This window comes from Arthrobacter sp. NPDC058127, assembly GCF_042884555.1.
Classification (GTDB): domain Bacteria; phylum Actinomycetota; class Actinomycetes; order Actinomycetales; family Micrococcaceae; genus Arthrobacter.
Window position 1 is genome coordinate 1 of record NZ_JBHVTT010000006.1, and the last position, 14,597, is coordinate 14,597.

Genomic DNA, 14,597 nt, shown 5'->3' on the forward strand with positions numbered 1-14,597 from the left:
AACGCGGCGGCGGCGAGGTGGTCGGCGGCGTTGTCCAGGTCGGCGTCGGGCATGATGATCGCGTGGTTCTTCGCCCCGCCCAGGGCCTGGACCCGTTTGCCGTGCCGGGTGGCGGTTTCGTGGACGTATTGGGCGATCGGGGTGGAGCCGACGAAGGAGATGCCGTCCACGTCCGGGTGCGTCAACAGGCCGTCGACGGTTTCCTTGTCCCCGTGCAGGACCTGGAACACGCCGTCGGGCAGGCCTGCCTGCTTCCAGAGCTTCGCGAGCAGCATGGAGGCGGAGGGGTCCCGTTCGGAGGGTTTGAGGATGAACGCGTTGCCCGTGGCGATCGCCATCGGCGCCATCCACAGCGGCACCATGACGGGGAAGTTGAACGGGGTGATCCCGGCGACGACGCCGAGCGGCTCGCGGAAGGAGAACACGTCGATGCCGGTGGAGACCTGGTCCGAGTACTCGCCCTTGAGCAGGGTCGGGATCCCGCAGGCGAACTCGATGACTTCCAGGCCGCGGCCGATCTCGCCCTTCGCGTCGGAGATGACCTTGCCGTGCTCCGCCGTGACCAGGGCCGCGAGTTCGTCCACGTGGGAGGCGACGAGCTCGCGGAACCTGAACAGCACCGCGGTGCGCTTGGCCAGGGAGAAATCGCCCCACTTCTCGGCCGCGACCTTCGCCGCGGCGACCGTGGCGTCCAGGTCCGCCCGGTTCGCGAGCCGCAGCTGGGCGGACACGGCACCGGTGGCCGGGTTGTACACCGGCTGGCTCCGGTCACCCGCGCCGGCGGTCTCAACACCGTTGATGAAATGCTTGATCATGGTCATGGTGGATCCTTTTCAGAGTGTTCAAGTTGGGAAGGCCGTACCGGGTTCACGCCGGCCGACAGTGGTTCGTTGGTCCGGGTATTTTCAGAGGAGCTAAGAGTAGATTTCCTTGTAGATACCTTCGATCTGCTCAGTGTCCGGAACGAGGGGATTGTTGCTCGGGGAGCCGGAAGCGAGCGCCTGCTCCGCCATTAGAGGGATCTTTTCCTCCCAGGCTGCGCGGTCGATCCCAAAGGCTTCGGGTGTTGGAACGTTGAGGTCGCGGTTGAGAGCGTGCAACTCAGCCACCAAAGACTCGGCGGCATATTGATCCGAACTGCTTGAACTCACTATGCCAAGCGCCCTGGCGCAGTCTGCGTATCTTGGCGCCGCGGCCGACACCGAGAATTCCGTGACAGACGGAAACAACATTGCGTTGGCCAAACCGTGGGCAACATGGAAGTGGGCACCAATCGGTCGACTCATTCCATGAACGAGGGCCACGCTGGAGTTGGAAAATGCGATGCCTGCCTGTGTGGAAGCCAGCATCATGGCTTCCCTGGCCTTCGCGTTCGTTCCGTCCGCGTATACGCGCCGCAAGTTTGGGCCGATAGCCCGAATGGCAGACAAAGCGAAGGCATCGGAAAAGGAGTTGGCTTTCCGACTGACGTAGGCCTCTATCGCATGGGTCAAGGCGTCGATGCCCGTATCCGCGGTCAGCCGGGGCGGCATCGACAGCGTGAGCTCGTAGTCGATAACTGCCGCCACTGGCAGGAACGAGATCCCTGCGCAGAGCATCTTCTCGTGGGTCTCAGAGTCGCTAATGATCGAGAACTGAGTAGCTTCCGAGCCGCTGCCTGCAGTTGTGGGAATAGCGACAACCCGAACAGAAGGCCCGTTGTTGTTCCGGGGCGCCTTGAAATCCCGCATTTGGCCGCCCTGGCGACTGAGCAGGCCGAGAGCCTTGGCGGTGTCAATCGCACTGCCACCACCAAGGCCGATGATGACGTCAGCATCGTGGTCCTGCACTGCTGCGACGCCCTCACTCAGGGAAGCGGTCGTGGGGTCGGGCACAACGCCTGAGAAGATCGCAGCCTCAAAACCGCTTTGCCGGATCGAGTGCATGATCGAATCAACGCTGCCTGTAGTCAGCATGAACGAATCCGTGACGATGAGTGGACGAGTTGCGCCCAGTTCCCTCAGCAGGGTGCCGACTTGACTTACGGCACCTCTTCCAACCTTCATGACTCGGGGAAGAGCGATGTTTGCGACCATGGAACACCTTCGTTTTCCGACCGCCCTCGCATCTGTGCGTCGAAGGCGGTTCCGTGTAAATATCCGTTTCAAGTTTCAGTGCGTTCATAGTCCGAATCAATGCCCAAATGTGCCACCGGCTGTGCATAATTGCACGATAAGCTAATGGGATGATTTCCGCGGATGATCTACGTTTCTTTCTTGAGGTTGCACGGACCGGGAAACTGGTAGCCGCCGCTCGAGGCCTAGGGGTGGATCACACCACCGTGGGACGGCGAATTTCCCACCTTGAGCGAGCGGCTGCTTCCCGGCTTTTCGTACGGTCGACCGGCGGCTGGACGCTCACGGACGCCGGTCAGCGGCTGGCTATACACGCCGAGGCAGTCGAGTCGTCGCTCTTGGCGGCGGCAGAAGAGCTGGGATCTGAGCCGGGCCGTTTGTCGGGAACGGTCCGCATCGCAACCCCGGATGGATTCGGAGCCTTCGTACTGAGTCCCGGGCTTGGAGGCCTAAGAAGCAAACATCCGGATCTTGCCATCGAGATCGTGACGGCGACCCGTTTGAACCTGCTTGCCACGAAGGAGTTCGACGTCGGGATTTCATTGGCCGAGCCCACTATTCGCGGTGTCTCGGCCACAGCCCTGGCAACCTACCCGCTTGGCCTGTATGCCGCACCACAGTACTTGGAATCCAGTGCGACCATTGCAGTCGTGGATGACCTGCAAGACCATTCGGTCATCGGCTACGTCGATTCACTTCTGGATATTCCTGACTTGCGCTTCCTGGACACGGCGCTGCCCGGAGTCCGCCCCGCTATACAGACAAACAACATCACGGGGCAGTGGATGGCCACTGTTGCTGGCCTTGGAGTGGCAGTTCTTCCGTTGTTCATTGGCGAATCCGATCGACGCCTCGTGCGGATTCTTGCGGATACGGTTCACATCCGCAGGAAGTACTGGCTCGCGGTTCCGCGCGAACTCCAGCGTCTGGCGCGAACGAAGGCCGTCCAGAACGCGCTCTTCGACCTCGCGGCCTCCCACCCCTACCTGGAGCCGATACGGTAGGCCGGCCAATACGGCACCCACACCCAAGGAATCGAGTCCCGCTCTGCTTCGATCAGGTGCATGCCGCATCCCTTGAGCCACCCTCGTCGCCCCAGATTTCATATCCTTCTGATCTGTCGACCATTGTTCGGGTGGAGGGACCATCGGCAGCTAGCCAAAGGATGGAGCCGTCCGCCGTAACGTCTTCCACCAATCCAGTGCGTGGTGGAATGTTGCGATGGCGCACTTCCACGACCTGCCCCTTGGCAAGGCCCCAGTCATGTCGAAGTCGGAGATCGCTTCCAATGCCTGCGGCGCGTGCGACGCCGGCGAAGTAGTAATCATTCATAGGTTTCCAACGTTAGGAGCCAGGATGGCCTGGCTGGGTTCTTTTGCACGCCGTATCCGTCCTCGGGTGCGACGAGGGGTGGACGGAGGCCTTGCGCAAGCGAGCTCCTACCGATCATTCCGATCTGGCGGCTGAAAACCAGATATGGCGACCCGCATAGATGGTGCTGAATAGGCTGCCGCTTGGAAGCATCGTTGACGGAGTTCGTTGCGCAGGCTCTCCGATCTGGTTCCGGGCGCCGATACGTGACAACCTGGGCCTGGCAGTCTCAGTCCAGTGCAGAGGTGATGACTCATCACGACGGCGGCGCCATAGAATCTTCGTGCCCATGGGCCCCCTTTCCTTATCCCGCGCTCAGGGCGCTTCTTCTCCGCCTTTTGGTGCGGGTTCTCGAAGCACAAGAAGACTTCCCGCGAAGGCGGGAACATCGGAGTAGAAACTGTGTAGGTCGTCCACTGAATTGAGAGTCTCTCCAGTAAAGGCATCCGATACGTCGGCGCCGGGGGTCAGAAGTGTCGAGTTGACCGTTCCGGAAATGTCTTCGCCGGTGAAGTTCAGAACAGTGACCGCGATGGAGTCTGAGGGAAGCCGGTGAACCATGACGAGCATCCCTGGGTGCGAAACGTCAGGGACGTCGATGAGTTCGCCTTTTGCAAGCTGGAGCTCTTCGCGTTTAGCGAGGATGACGGACAGCTTTCGAGCAAAAGACGTCTCGTCCTTCAGCTGCTCAGGAAGCGTTGCATACAAGCTCCTCCCCTTGGGGAGACCGGATGACGACTCGGCAACACCGGGGTTGACCCCCATCAGGTCGTGCGCACCGCGGTTGATCCACCTGGTATCGCCCGTAGACACCAATTGAGCCACTTTGTCGACATCCACGGAAACAACCCCTAAGAGATCCCAGCCTGAGAGAGCAAAAACCCCAGGCTGCAACGCGTTGTACATCGATAAAAGCAAGTGCACGTCGCGGACCTGATCCACCTGCTCGGTGGTCATGGTTTCGAGGTCCCGTATGCCCAGTGCGGCCGTGATGACGCTCGCGGTGGTGCAAGCGATGCCGTTCGTGGTGAACAGCAGGTTGTACGGCGCGGCCTCTCCCGTGAGGCCGTCCCGGAGATCATTCTGGATCCGCTCAGCGACGCCGGCCCCGGTCAGGTTCTGGCCGAAGAGATTGAAGGTCTCATCCTTATGCCGGGTAGTGAAATGGACGAGTTCGTATGTCAGTTCGTCGTGGTTCTGCAGCCCATGGACCAAGGAGGCCTGATCGACGCCGGCCTCCATTGCCAACCGGAGTGTGAGGCGAAGGAACTCTGTATTTCCGGTAACAAGTGCATGGTGGTAGGCAGGTCTGGTCACGAAGTCGTAGGAGAGATCGGGTCCGTTTACGGAGGTTTCCTTTATGTCGTCGATGGTGAGGTTGAGCTCCTGGAACGTGAAGCCACCGACCTTTCGCACCATGCTCGCGATGAGCTGGTTCGCGGCCTGGGACAGGGGATGCCCCTCTGACCAACCGGGGAGTTCCTCCGCGCTCTTCTCGACGCCGAGAAATCCGTTCGCGTCCAGCCTTAAGGCGCCCGTTCCAAGATCCACCAGCGAGTGGAGCGCGTCGCCGATGACAAGTCGCATGCCTGCAAAAGTCGGGTCCAACCAGTTGATGGACGGCTGTCCGGCTTTGAAATAATGCAAGTAGACCCACCGGCGCATCGTGCCATCCGTGCCGGACACCGCCCGCGTGGCGCTCCAGTTCGTCTCTTTGACGTCGGGCTCATAAAAGATCACGCGCTGCAGTTGGCCAATAATATAGCCTGCCTCTTGAAGTGCCTTCTCGGCGTCGATGCTGATGTTGACCGAGTCCTTGCCTTCGGGGACATCCGGAAGCAGATGCCAGTCAGACTCCGGGATATGGATCATGTGGTAGATCCCGGGATAGTCTTTGTAATTCATTTCCGCCAGACGAAAGTCCGGGCCCTTGCCCGTATGCCCGGGAACGATGTCGTCAACGATCGTTGCGCCATGATCGGTGGCGGCCCTACACATTGCTCGGAATTCTTCTTCGGTCCCGAAAGACGGATCGATGGCCATGCTGATTCGATCGAAGTGTCCGTCCACGCTGGCCGTGTAGTCCCAGCCGGTGATTCCTCCGGCGCGCTTCACGGGTCCCGTATGCAGAGCATGTATGCCGATTTCCTGAAACGCATCCCAAAGGGTGGGTTGCGCCAGCGCCCCCAAGAACGATTGCCCTGGAGCTGTAATAAAGGACAAGGGATACGCGGTGAACCATACCGACGCCCTGTCCAGGGCTGAGCGGGGACTTGGATGTGCGAACGGTTTTTGCCACATGCTCGCCTGGCCGGACAGCTGCCTTGACATGGCATCGGCATCGCCGAGCATGGATTGGTTTCTCAGCCACTCAACATAGACGGCGTTCCGCCCGTCCGGGTCAAACGGCGGTCGCCCCTCATCCAGTGTTTGGCGACGGCGGGCCTTGGGACGGAGCTGACGGGGGCGGGCAGGATAGAACTGCTCGTCGTAGGTAATCTCAGACAAGGCTGCCGTCACGGCCTGGTCGTCGCTCGGTTCTTCCGCTGATTCACGGTTCATGGATTCCGGAGTGTTCATTTGCAGGTAACCTCGTCCCTTCCAGACTTTGCTGTGGCCGTTAGCCTAGGCGAAGGTGTCCGCACTAGACCATGGTTCGGTCCCACGCTGTGGAGCTTGCGCCGGGGATCCGCGCCCTCGCCATTGGTGGACATTGATGAGTCGCTTCCGCGACCCGGTCGGTGGAGCGCCTGCGGTTCGCGCTCCACCCTAGGTATCGCTAGGAAGCCCAGGCCGGCCGTTCTCCTGCAAGGCGAGAGGCCCTGATGTCGCCGGAGCGTGCATGGCCTTCGAAGTTCTCCGCCCGGGCCGCCCTACCGAGTAGTTCGCCAAGTTCGGCACTGGCGGCAACCGAGGTTATCTCCTGGTAGGTTACGGTCTTGATGTATTTCCCTACCCAGAGTCCGCCGGTGTATCGGGCGGCATGGCGGGTCGGAAGAACGTGGTTGGTGCCGATGACCTTGTCGCCGAAGGAAACACAGGTATTTTCCCCCAGGAACAGCGCTCCATAGTTGATCATGCTGTCCAGTGCTTCGCGGGGGTTGGCCGTCAGGATCTGGACATGCTCGCTGGCAAACTCGTCAGCGACGGCGTATGCCTCTTTGAGGTCGTCGACCAGAATCACCTGGCCGTGATCGCGCCAAGCCACTTCTGCGACTGCGCGGGTCGACAAGCCAGCCAGTTGACGGTCGATTTCCTCGAGCACCTGCTGTCCGACCTCTTTCGAGGTCGTCACAAGAATCGCAGGAGAGTCCGGACCGTGTTCGGCCTGGCTGAGCAAGTCAACAGTGATCAGGAAAGGATCGGCCGTTTCGTCGGCGACGATGAGAACCTCGGTGGGTCCTGCGAAGAGATCGATGCCAACTTCACCGAACAACTGCCGCTTGGCCTCAGCGACGTATGCATTGCCGGGGCCGGCAAGGAAGTCCACGGGCCCAATTGTCTCGGTGCCCACGGCCAGGGCTGCGACTGCCTGGACTCCGCCGAGCAAGTAGATTTCGTCTGCTCCAGCCAAGTGCATGGCCGCAATCGAGGCGTCGGGGATTACTCCGCCAGCCGCTGGCGTAGCGGCGGCCACCCTGCGGACGCCGGCAACCTTTGCAGTCACGATGGTCATATGGGCTGAGGCCAGAAGCGGGTAACGACCACCGGGAACGTAGGCACCTACGGCGTCGATCGGGATGTTCTTCTGGCCGAGAATGATGCCGGGTTCGACCTCGGCTTCGAACTCTGTCAGCGACTTGAGCTGCAGCCGGGCGAACCTTTCGACGTTGCGCTGGACAGTCTTGATGTCTTCAACCGTCTGCTCCGGGAGCCGGTCGATAGCCGCATCAATCTCTTCCTGGGAGAGGAGAAACGATGTGGGAGACCACTTGTCAAACTTCTCGGAGTAGGACCGAACGGCTTCGTCGCCGCGTTCGCGAATGTCCGAGATGACGGTTTCGACCGTTTGCCTCACGCCCGAAGACGAGGTGGGGTCCGAGATGGTGACGTCAGCATTCTTGAGGGAAGTGCGCAATGGTTTTCTCTTTCGTTGCTGGAGCCAGAGCGCAAGTAGTGCGTGTGCTCCTCGTTACTTGGAAACCACTCAAGCATAGTATTAAGCTTTGATAAACAGCAGAGTGGGAAGCATTTCCTTATCCTTCGAGATCCAACCGTAGCATCTTGCTAAAGTAAATGCTAGCCTTTCTCCATAATGCAGAAGGTTTACTTATGAATGCACGGCGCGTCCGCACCAGGCCTGGATGTTCAGTCCTGAACTCGTGACGCCCCAGTAACAGCCAGTCTCGGAGTTAGGTGATGGATCATGGATCAGGAACAGCGAACGCGCGTAGAGACAGACCTGTTGGGTGTCCGTGAGGTCCCGGCTGAGGCCTATTGGGGAATCCACACGCTCAGGGCAATGGAGAACTTCCGGCTGGGCGGGGAAACGGTGGGTAGCGCGCCCGGGCTCGTCAGCGCAATCGCAGCGGTCAAGGAATCGGCGGCAAGAGCCAATATGGAACTCGGATTGCTGGACTCGAACTTAGGCGCCGCCATCGTTGCCGCTTGCCAGGACTTGCGATCGGGAAAGTTCGACGACCAGTTTCCGATTCCTTTGATCCAGGGAGGCGCTGGAACCTCAACAAACATGAACGCCAATGAGGTCATCGCCAATCGCGCGCTGGACCACCTCAATGAACCAAGAGGCTCGTACGGTCTCGTCAGTCCCAACGAACACGTCAATATGGGCCAGTCGACGAACGACGTCTATCCAACCGCCTTGAAACTTGCCACTATCCACGGCTGCCATGCCCTCGTCGGCGCACTCGAAAAGTTTCAGACCGCGTGTGAACGAAAGGCGCGGGAGTTTGACCACATTCTGAAGATGGGGCGAACCCAATTGCAGGACGCGGTACCCATGACATTGGGCCAGGAATTCAGAAGCTATGCCGTCACCATCAGGGAGGACGTGGCGCGGCTGACTGAGGCCGTGGTGCATCTGCACGAAATCAACCTCGGGGCGACGGCGATCGGTACCGGATTGAACGCGCATCCCCGCTACGCGTCGATAGTTAGAGAGAAGCTTGAGGCAGTCACGGGATTGCCCGTGACAATCAGCCCCGACCTGGTAGAAGCCACTCAGGACTGCGGCGTCTTCGTTCTGGTTTCCGCCGCAGTGAAAAGGGCAGCCGTCAAGTTGTCCAAGATCAGCAACGACCTTCGCCTCCTGTCTTCCGGACCTCGCGCCGGGTTCGGCGAGATCAACCTTCCTGCCCGACAAGCCGGTTCCAGCATCATGCCCGGGAAAGTGAACCCGGTCATCCCTGAACTGGTGAACCAGGTCGCATTTGAGATCATGGGCGCCGACGTAACAATATCCCTCGCTGCGGAAGCAGGACAGCTGCAACTGAACGCCTTCGAGCCGATCATAGCCTCGAGCCTGTTTCGAAGCATTAACCACCTCCGGATAGCGGCAAACACGCTCGCGGACGCTTGCATCGACGGAATCACTGCCAACGAACAAACACTCCACGACCATGTCGCTCGGAGTGTCGGCGTCGTCACGGCTCTGAGCCCCTATTTGGGGTACCACATGTCCGGCGAGATTGCCGCGGAAGCACTGCGCACCGGCAAGGCCGTTGTTGATCTTGTGTTGGACAGGGCACTCCTCGACCCGGAGCTCCTGGGCCGGCTGCTTCACCCACAGGCAATCGCCGGCGGTGGCATCTTCCCGGGAGAGCAGTAGAGCATCATCTACCCGTGAGCTATAGGATTGACTTATGACCTTGGCCCAACTTGAAGCATTTGTGGCAGCAGCCAGCGGACAGACTTTCACGGCTGCCGCTGCCGAATTGGGCATGAGCCAGCCGGCAGTGTCGGACCTCATCCGCCGGCTGGAAACAGAGTTTGGCGTGCCACTGTTCAACCGCAGTGGCCGGGCTCTCGTACTCACGGCGGCCGGTGAGCAGCTGTTGCCCTACGCGGAGCAGACCATTTTCTCCGCCAAGCAGGGCACCGAAGCAGTAAACGCCCTACTTTCCCTGGGCGGTGGTACCGCAACGTTCGGGCTCCTGCGAAATGCAGAGTTCTACATCCGTCAGGATCTGGCCAAGCGCTTTCGCGAGAAACACCCGAATGTGCGTATCCGCCTCGTGGGTCAGAATAGCGCCGAAACAGTCAGCGATGTCGTTTCGGGACATCTTGAAGCGGGCCTGGTCACTTTGCCGATTGATGACGATCGCCTCGACGTACTTCCCCTGGCCCGGGATGAGGTGGTCTACGTCAGTGCCGTTCCGGAGCGGGTCCAGACACCCCCGGATATCGCCGCGATCTGCAGCGCTCCCCTGATCCTCTACGACGCTCACTACGCTCAGACAGATCCCGCCCGAAAGCAACTCTCTTCCCGGGCTCGACTGCGTGGTTTGTCCCTTAATGCTGGCATTGAAGTCGAGTATCTGTCAGCTGCGCTGTCGCTGGCTGCGGACGGATTCGGCGACACGATAGCCTGCAGGGCTTCGCTTGAGTCCGAGGTCTTCCCGCGTGGGCTTCAGGCTGTCTCCTTGGCTGAGCCAATGTTTGACACTCTGGCCCTCATCAAGAGACGCGGGCAGCTTCTCTCTCCGCCGACCAAGGAGATGGCCCGTTTGGCACATTCAGCGCTTATTGACCACCAGACCTCCGACCATGGCACGGCCGAAATACTCGATGGCGCGCGCGACATTGAAGCGTTTCTGACCGAAAGTCACTGACGACAAAAGTCCGTCGAGTCCAGGTCCATACTTCTCCGCCGCCGATATCGTCACTTTCAGAAATAGGAGTGGCCGGCATCTACTCGATGCCGGCCACTCCTATTGAGACAAGCCAAGTCCTGCAGGAACATAGGGTGGTCCTGGTACGCCCAGCCGACCTCCGCGAGAAATGCGGGGAACCCTTACTGGCCCGCCAATGATCCCGCGACACCTCCGACGCTGAAGAACTTGTTCAGTGTCGCGAAGATGATCGTGGGTGGGAGCAGCATGATGACGGCAACCGCCATAACGGATCCCCAGTCGGTCGAGTGCTGCTGAAAGAAGGTCTGGACGCCGATCGGGAGCGTGAAGGTTCCTGCTGAGCGAAGGAAGATCGATGCGACAAGGTAGTCGTTCCAGGCCATCAGGAAGGTGAAGATGGCTGTCGAGAGGACACCTGGCAGCGAGTTCCGGAGCACGATGTGAAGGAATCCTTTGAACACCGATGCTCCATCGATCCATGCAGCCTCTTCGAGGCTCCCGGGGATCCCGTCCATATAGGAGGCCATCATCCACGTCGCGACGGACATGGAACTCGCGACATACAGAATGGTGATCCCGACGAGATTGTCAGCCAGCCCGATGTGGGAGAAGAGGATGAACAACGGAATCACGGACGTGATCACAGGCAGGGCCTGTACGACGAAGAGCAGGAGGGAATAGCCTCCGACGAGCCGGCCCCTCCCTCGGGATAGAACATAGCCGGCCGGCGCCGCGACTGCTACCGACACCACGACTGTCGCCAATGCAACTTGGAGACTGTTGACCAGCCAGGCGACCGTGCCGCTGCTGCTCAGCACGTTGGCGAAGTTTTCCAGGGTTAGGGAGCCCGTCCCATTGTTCGCCCGGAGGGAGAGGCCAACGGTTCCCGCAATGGGGATGAGGGCGAATGCTGCTAGTGCGACAAGGATCGCAAAGCGCAGCCATTGCCCGCGACTTCCTGCTTCGATGGACCGCCGTGGTGTTGCGATCTTGGTTCTGAGTGTTGCAGTGGTCATTGTGAGGTCGACTTTCGGATCTGTCGGAAGAGCAGCACGGCCACAATGGCCAATGCAAGGGTCATGAGGAAGGCGATGGCAACGCCCGGGCCTGTCTGGAAGTTCTGGAATACGGTCTTGTAGGCCAGGACAACCAGGGTGTTCGTCGCGCCGACCGGGCCACCATGGGTGAGGAGATACACAGTCGGGAAGTCGTTGACGCAGAAGATCGCCATCAAGACCCAGGAGATGTACGTGGGCTTCGCGATGATAGGCAGTGTCATGTAACGGAACTGTTGCCAGGCGCCGGCGCCGTCGATCTTGGCGGCCTCGTAAATACTTTCATCTACGGAGCTCAGAGCCGCGCTCATCATGAGCATCATGAACGGAAAGTTGACCCAGATCTCGAACAGACAGACCGTGATCTGGGCGCCAAGCGGATCGGAGAGGAAGATGGCGTCCCCGAAGCCCAGCGCGTGGAAGATCGTCGGGACAGGGCTGGAACTCGTTCCTATGAGCCAGTTCCAGGACATGGCCGAGACGACAATCGGCACAACCCACGGAAGCAGGAGAATTGTCTTGAGGAGCCCTTTGGCTGGAATCCGGGTACGGAGCAGGAGTGCGATTGCGATCCCGATGATCCAGCTTCCGAAGACGCCTGCGACCGCGAAGACAGCGGTAAATCCCGCTGCTCGCCAGAAGGCAGGATCGGCCAGGACTTTTGCGAAGTTGTCAACTCCGACAAACTCCCCTGGTGAGATCAGGCTCCCGTTATGCAGGGCCTGAAAGGCAGCGTAGGCGATCGGGTACGCGTTCGTGAGGATGAGTATGACGACTGACGGCAAGATCAGGAAGAGCTTGGTTGCAGGCGCGCGGCCGGGACTGCTCCTTCGGCGGCGGTTCAGCGGTTCGTGGGTCGGCGTCCTCACCGTCAAAGGTAGTTCAGTGCGGCGAACGGAGGTGCTCATGGTGTGTGACGGCTTTCGCTATTGCTTCGCTAGGAGATGGCGGCCTTGATGTCGCTCTCAAGCTTGGTCAGGATGGTCTTGGACGGGGTTTTTCCGGCGAGGACGGTCTGGCAGAAGTCCGTCATGGCCTGGCCGCCGTCAATGGTTGCGAGCTTGGCGGTAAGGGCGCTCGATTGAGCCGCGGTCGTCTTGCAAATCGGCTGCCATTTCTCGACGACGGCCGTGTTCTGTGCGTTTGCTTTGAATTCTGGGATCTCGGTGATGGACTTCAGGGCGGGCAGTCCCTGCATGACGCCTTTCTGCCAGAGGGTCTTCATGTTCTTGATGTAGTACGAGGTGAAGGCTTCAGACCCGGCCTGGGATGGTGTGTTCTTGTACATCATGATGTTGTTCACGTAGTACAGTCCCCCGACCTCGCCGCGGTGGGACTTGAGGGGGTCCGTAACGAGGACGTCCTTCTCGTCGCCGACGACGTTGTTGAATGCCGGGCTTTGGAATCCGAGGGCTACCTTTTTATTCGTCCAGAGAGTGGTGAGATCGTCGTCCTTCATGCTCACGGAGCCTGGATCGACGAGACCTTGCTTGACCAGCTCAGTGAGGAAATCAACTGCCTCCGCATTGCGGTCATTGACGATGTCGAGGTCGCCATTGGAGTTGAAGAGGCCACCGCCGTTGTTGATCATCAGGCTCAGCACTGCCATGGGTCCGTAGTTACCGCTGCCGCCGCTGATGCCGAAACCGACATAACCTTTGGCAGAAGCCTTCTTTGCCACGTCCAGCACGTCAGCCCAGGACTGCGGCGGCGTTGCTCCGATCTGGTCCAGGATCGACTTGCGGTACCACAAGACTTGGACGTCGAGGTTCCACGGGATTCCGACGTAACCGTCGGAGGTCTTCATGGCATCAAGTGTGTGTGGGAGAAAGTCGTCGTAGGTGCCGTCCTTCTTAAAGGAATCGATGAGGTTGTCGGCGTAGGCGATGGCACCCTGCTTCGCGAACTGGAAGGCCTGGAATCCACCGCCCGTTGAGACGGCAGGGCCTGTGTTGGAAGCGATTGCGGAGGAAAACGTCTGGTTGAATCCATCCCAGTTGACCTGCTGATAGGACGCTCCAGGCAACCCATCGCCAGGCTTGTAGGCCTGGGTTAGACCTTGGGCCGCGCCCAAGTAGTCCTGATTGCCCCACGGCATATCCCAGAACTTGATAGTGCCACCGCCACCCGCCGAAGCGTTTCCGGCACCGCCGGCGGCGCACGCGCTGATGGAAGCGGTGAGGCTAACAGCCCCCGTGAGGGCGAGGAAACCGCGACGAGACATGGCGGTGGGGGGGAGTATATTCTTCATGGCTTCTTCCTTTTTGCTGGTTGAGGCGGGGCGGGATTGGTCATCTTTGTCCTTGGTTTTCCCGCCTCGCGTGGACATCTGGGTCCGGCTTCGACGACCGCCGGATGCGCGGATCCGGCGGCCGGATCAGGGACCGATCTCTGTTAGGTGCGCACTTTTGAGATCAGCTCGCTGAGGTAGCTGTAGCTCTTTACCGCTGCATCGAGCGAACCGCACTCGACTGAGAGGACCACATCGTGGTCAGCGTCCGCGAGGGTGCGGACGATCCGTTCCCAGTCAATGACCCCTTCCCCGCAGGCGCAGCCAAGCATCCCGCGGACCTTGCCGCGGTATCTCTTGGCATCCTCGACTGAGATGTCTTTGGCGTGCATGTGCGTGACGTTTGACACGATGTCTTCCAGCCAAGCATGGGGATCATTTTCACTCAGGTAGCTGTTCCCGGTATCCAGATTGATCGTTAGGACTGGCGAGTCGATCAGCTTCATCAGGCGGTCCAACCCGGCCGGTGTGGCCGTGTAAGGACCATGGGTTTCGATCGCAATTGCGATCCCGCGAGGTTCGGCGACGAGGGCTGCCTCCTGCAGGGTGTACTTCATCAATGTGAAGTTCTCCTCCTCTGTGGTCCACGTCGGCAAGGGCCCGTCGTCGACCATGATCATCGGCGCCCCGCACTCCGCTGCGTACCGGATGGACTGTTTGAGGTAGTCCACGGCGATGTCGGGTTTGGCCAGGGGGGCATGACTTGAGAGCGATGAAATCTGAAGGCCCCGGCTCTCAGCTGCTTGCTTGAGTTTGAGCGGGTCGTCCAGCATCGAGCGGCTGTGGAAATAGCCGGCCTCGCTGAGCAACTCCCGGCCCCAGTGGACCATCGGTTCGACATAGCGGTAGCCAATTTCTGCTGCACGGTCCATCGCCCAGTCAAATGAGCCGTTTTCGTATCGTGCAAATTCGAGGTTGAGTCCGAGCTTGATGTCACCCATGATGTTTCTCCTGG

At 59.8% G+C, this 14,597-nt stretch carries 11 protein-coding genes; 3 read left to right on the forward strand and 8 right to left on the reverse strand.

The features are described 5' to 3' along the window. Both ACFVTG_RS10655 and ACFVTG_RS10660 read right to left on the reverse strand, forming a co-directional pair. The coding region (locus ACFVTG_RS10655) for an aldehyde dehydrogenase family protein (protein WP_390280222.1) at window positions 1–821 on the reverse strand (821 nt) is incomplete at its 3' end. A gap of 93 nt (window positions 822–914) precedes the next feature. Then, the gene (locus ACFVTG_RS10660) at window positions 915–2,075 is read right to left on the reverse strand and encodes an iron-containing alcohol dehydrogenase (RefSeq protein ID WP_284756009.1); all 1,161 of its coding nucleotides are present in this window, start codon (window positions 2,073–2,075) and stop codon (window positions 915–917) included. A 149-nt stretch (window positions 2,076–2,224) separates the two neighbouring features. Here ACFVTG_RS10660 and ACFVTG_RS10665 point away from each other — a divergent pair, with 149 nt between their 5' ends. Next, on the forward strand, window positions 2,225–3,118 hold the full coding sequence (locus ACFVTG_RS10665; RefSeq protein WP_390280225.1) for a LysR family transcriptional regulator: 894 nt from the start codon (window positions 2,225–2,227) through the stop codon (window positions 3,116–3,118). Between the two features lie 682 nt (window positions 3,119–3,800). On the opposite strand, the gene treS is transcribed toward ACFVTG_RS10665, so the two are convergent. Together treS and hisD are read right to left on the reverse strand one after the other, a co-directional pair. Next, the gene (gene treS, locus ACFVTG_RS10670) at window positions 3,801–6,065 is read right to left on the reverse strand and encodes a maltose alpha-D-glucosyltransferase (protein ID WP_390280227.1); all 2,265 of its coding nucleotides are present in this window, start codon (window positions 6,063–6,065) and stop codon (window positions 3,801–3,803) included. Between the two features lie 199 nt (window positions 6,066–6,264). Continuing rightward, on the reverse strand, window positions 6,265–7,563 hold the full coding sequence (gene hisD / locus ACFVTG_RS10675) for a histidinol dehydrogenase (RefSeq protein ID WP_390280229.1): 1,299 nt from the start codon (window positions 7,561–7,563) through the stop codon (window positions 6,265–6,267). A gap of 288 nt (window positions 7,564–7,851) precedes the next feature. Here hisD and ACFVTG_RS10680 point away from each other — a divergent pair, with 288 nt between their 5' ends. Together ACFVTG_RS10680 and ACFVTG_RS10685 are read left to right on the forward strand one after the other, a co-directional pair. Further along, on the forward strand, window positions 7,852–9,273 hold the full coding sequence (locus ACFVTG_RS10680) for an aspartate ammonia-lyase (protein ID WP_390280232.1): 1,422 nt from the start codon (window positions 7,852–7,854) through the stop codon (window positions 9,271–9,273). 34 nt (window positions 9,274–9,307) lie between these two features. Then, window positions 9,308–10,276 carry a LysR family transcriptional regulator gene (locus tag ACFVTG_RS10685; RefSeq protein ID WP_284756013.1) on the forward strand — a complete coding sequence of 323 codons (969 nt, stop codon included), beginning with the start codon at window positions 9,308–9,310 and terminating at the stop codon, window positions 10,274–10,276. Window positions 10,277–10,458: 182 nt separating this feature from the next. On the opposite strand, the gene ACFVTG_RS10690 is transcribed toward ACFVTG_RS10685, so the two are convergent. The 4 genes from ACFVTG_RS10690 to ACFVTG_RS10705 form a co-directional block, all read right to left on the reverse strand. Then, window positions 10,459–11,313: a carbohydrate ABC transporter permease gene (locus tag ACFVTG_RS10690; protein WP_284756015.1), complete on the reverse strand. Its 855-nt coding sequence runs from the start codon at window positions 11,311–11,313 to the stop codon at window positions 10,459–10,461. Further along, on the reverse strand, window positions 11,310–12,260 hold the full coding sequence (locus tag ACFVTG_RS10695) for a carbohydrate ABC transporter permease (protein ID WP_390280234.1): 951 nt from the start codon (window positions 12,258–12,260) through the stop codon (window positions 11,310–11,312). The genes ACFVTG_RS10690 and ACFVTG_RS10695 overlap by 4 nt, the downstream gene beginning before the upstream one ends. Before the next feature lie 29 nt (window positions 12,261–12,289). After that, window positions 12,290–13,603, reverse strand: a complete 1,314-nt coding sequence (locus ACFVTG_RS10700) for an ABC transporter substrate-binding protein (protein WP_390280236.1) — start codon at window positions 13,601–13,603, stop codon at window positions 12,290–12,292. A 143-nt stretch (window positions 13,604–13,746) separates the two neighbouring features. After that, on the reverse strand, window positions 13,747–14,583 hold the full coding sequence (locus ACFVTG_RS10705) for a sugar phosphate isomerase/epimerase family protein (protein WP_284756019.1): 837 nt from the start codon (window positions 14,581–14,583) through the stop codon (window positions 13,747–13,749). Between the last annotated feature and the right edge of the window lie 14 nt (window positions 14,584–14,597).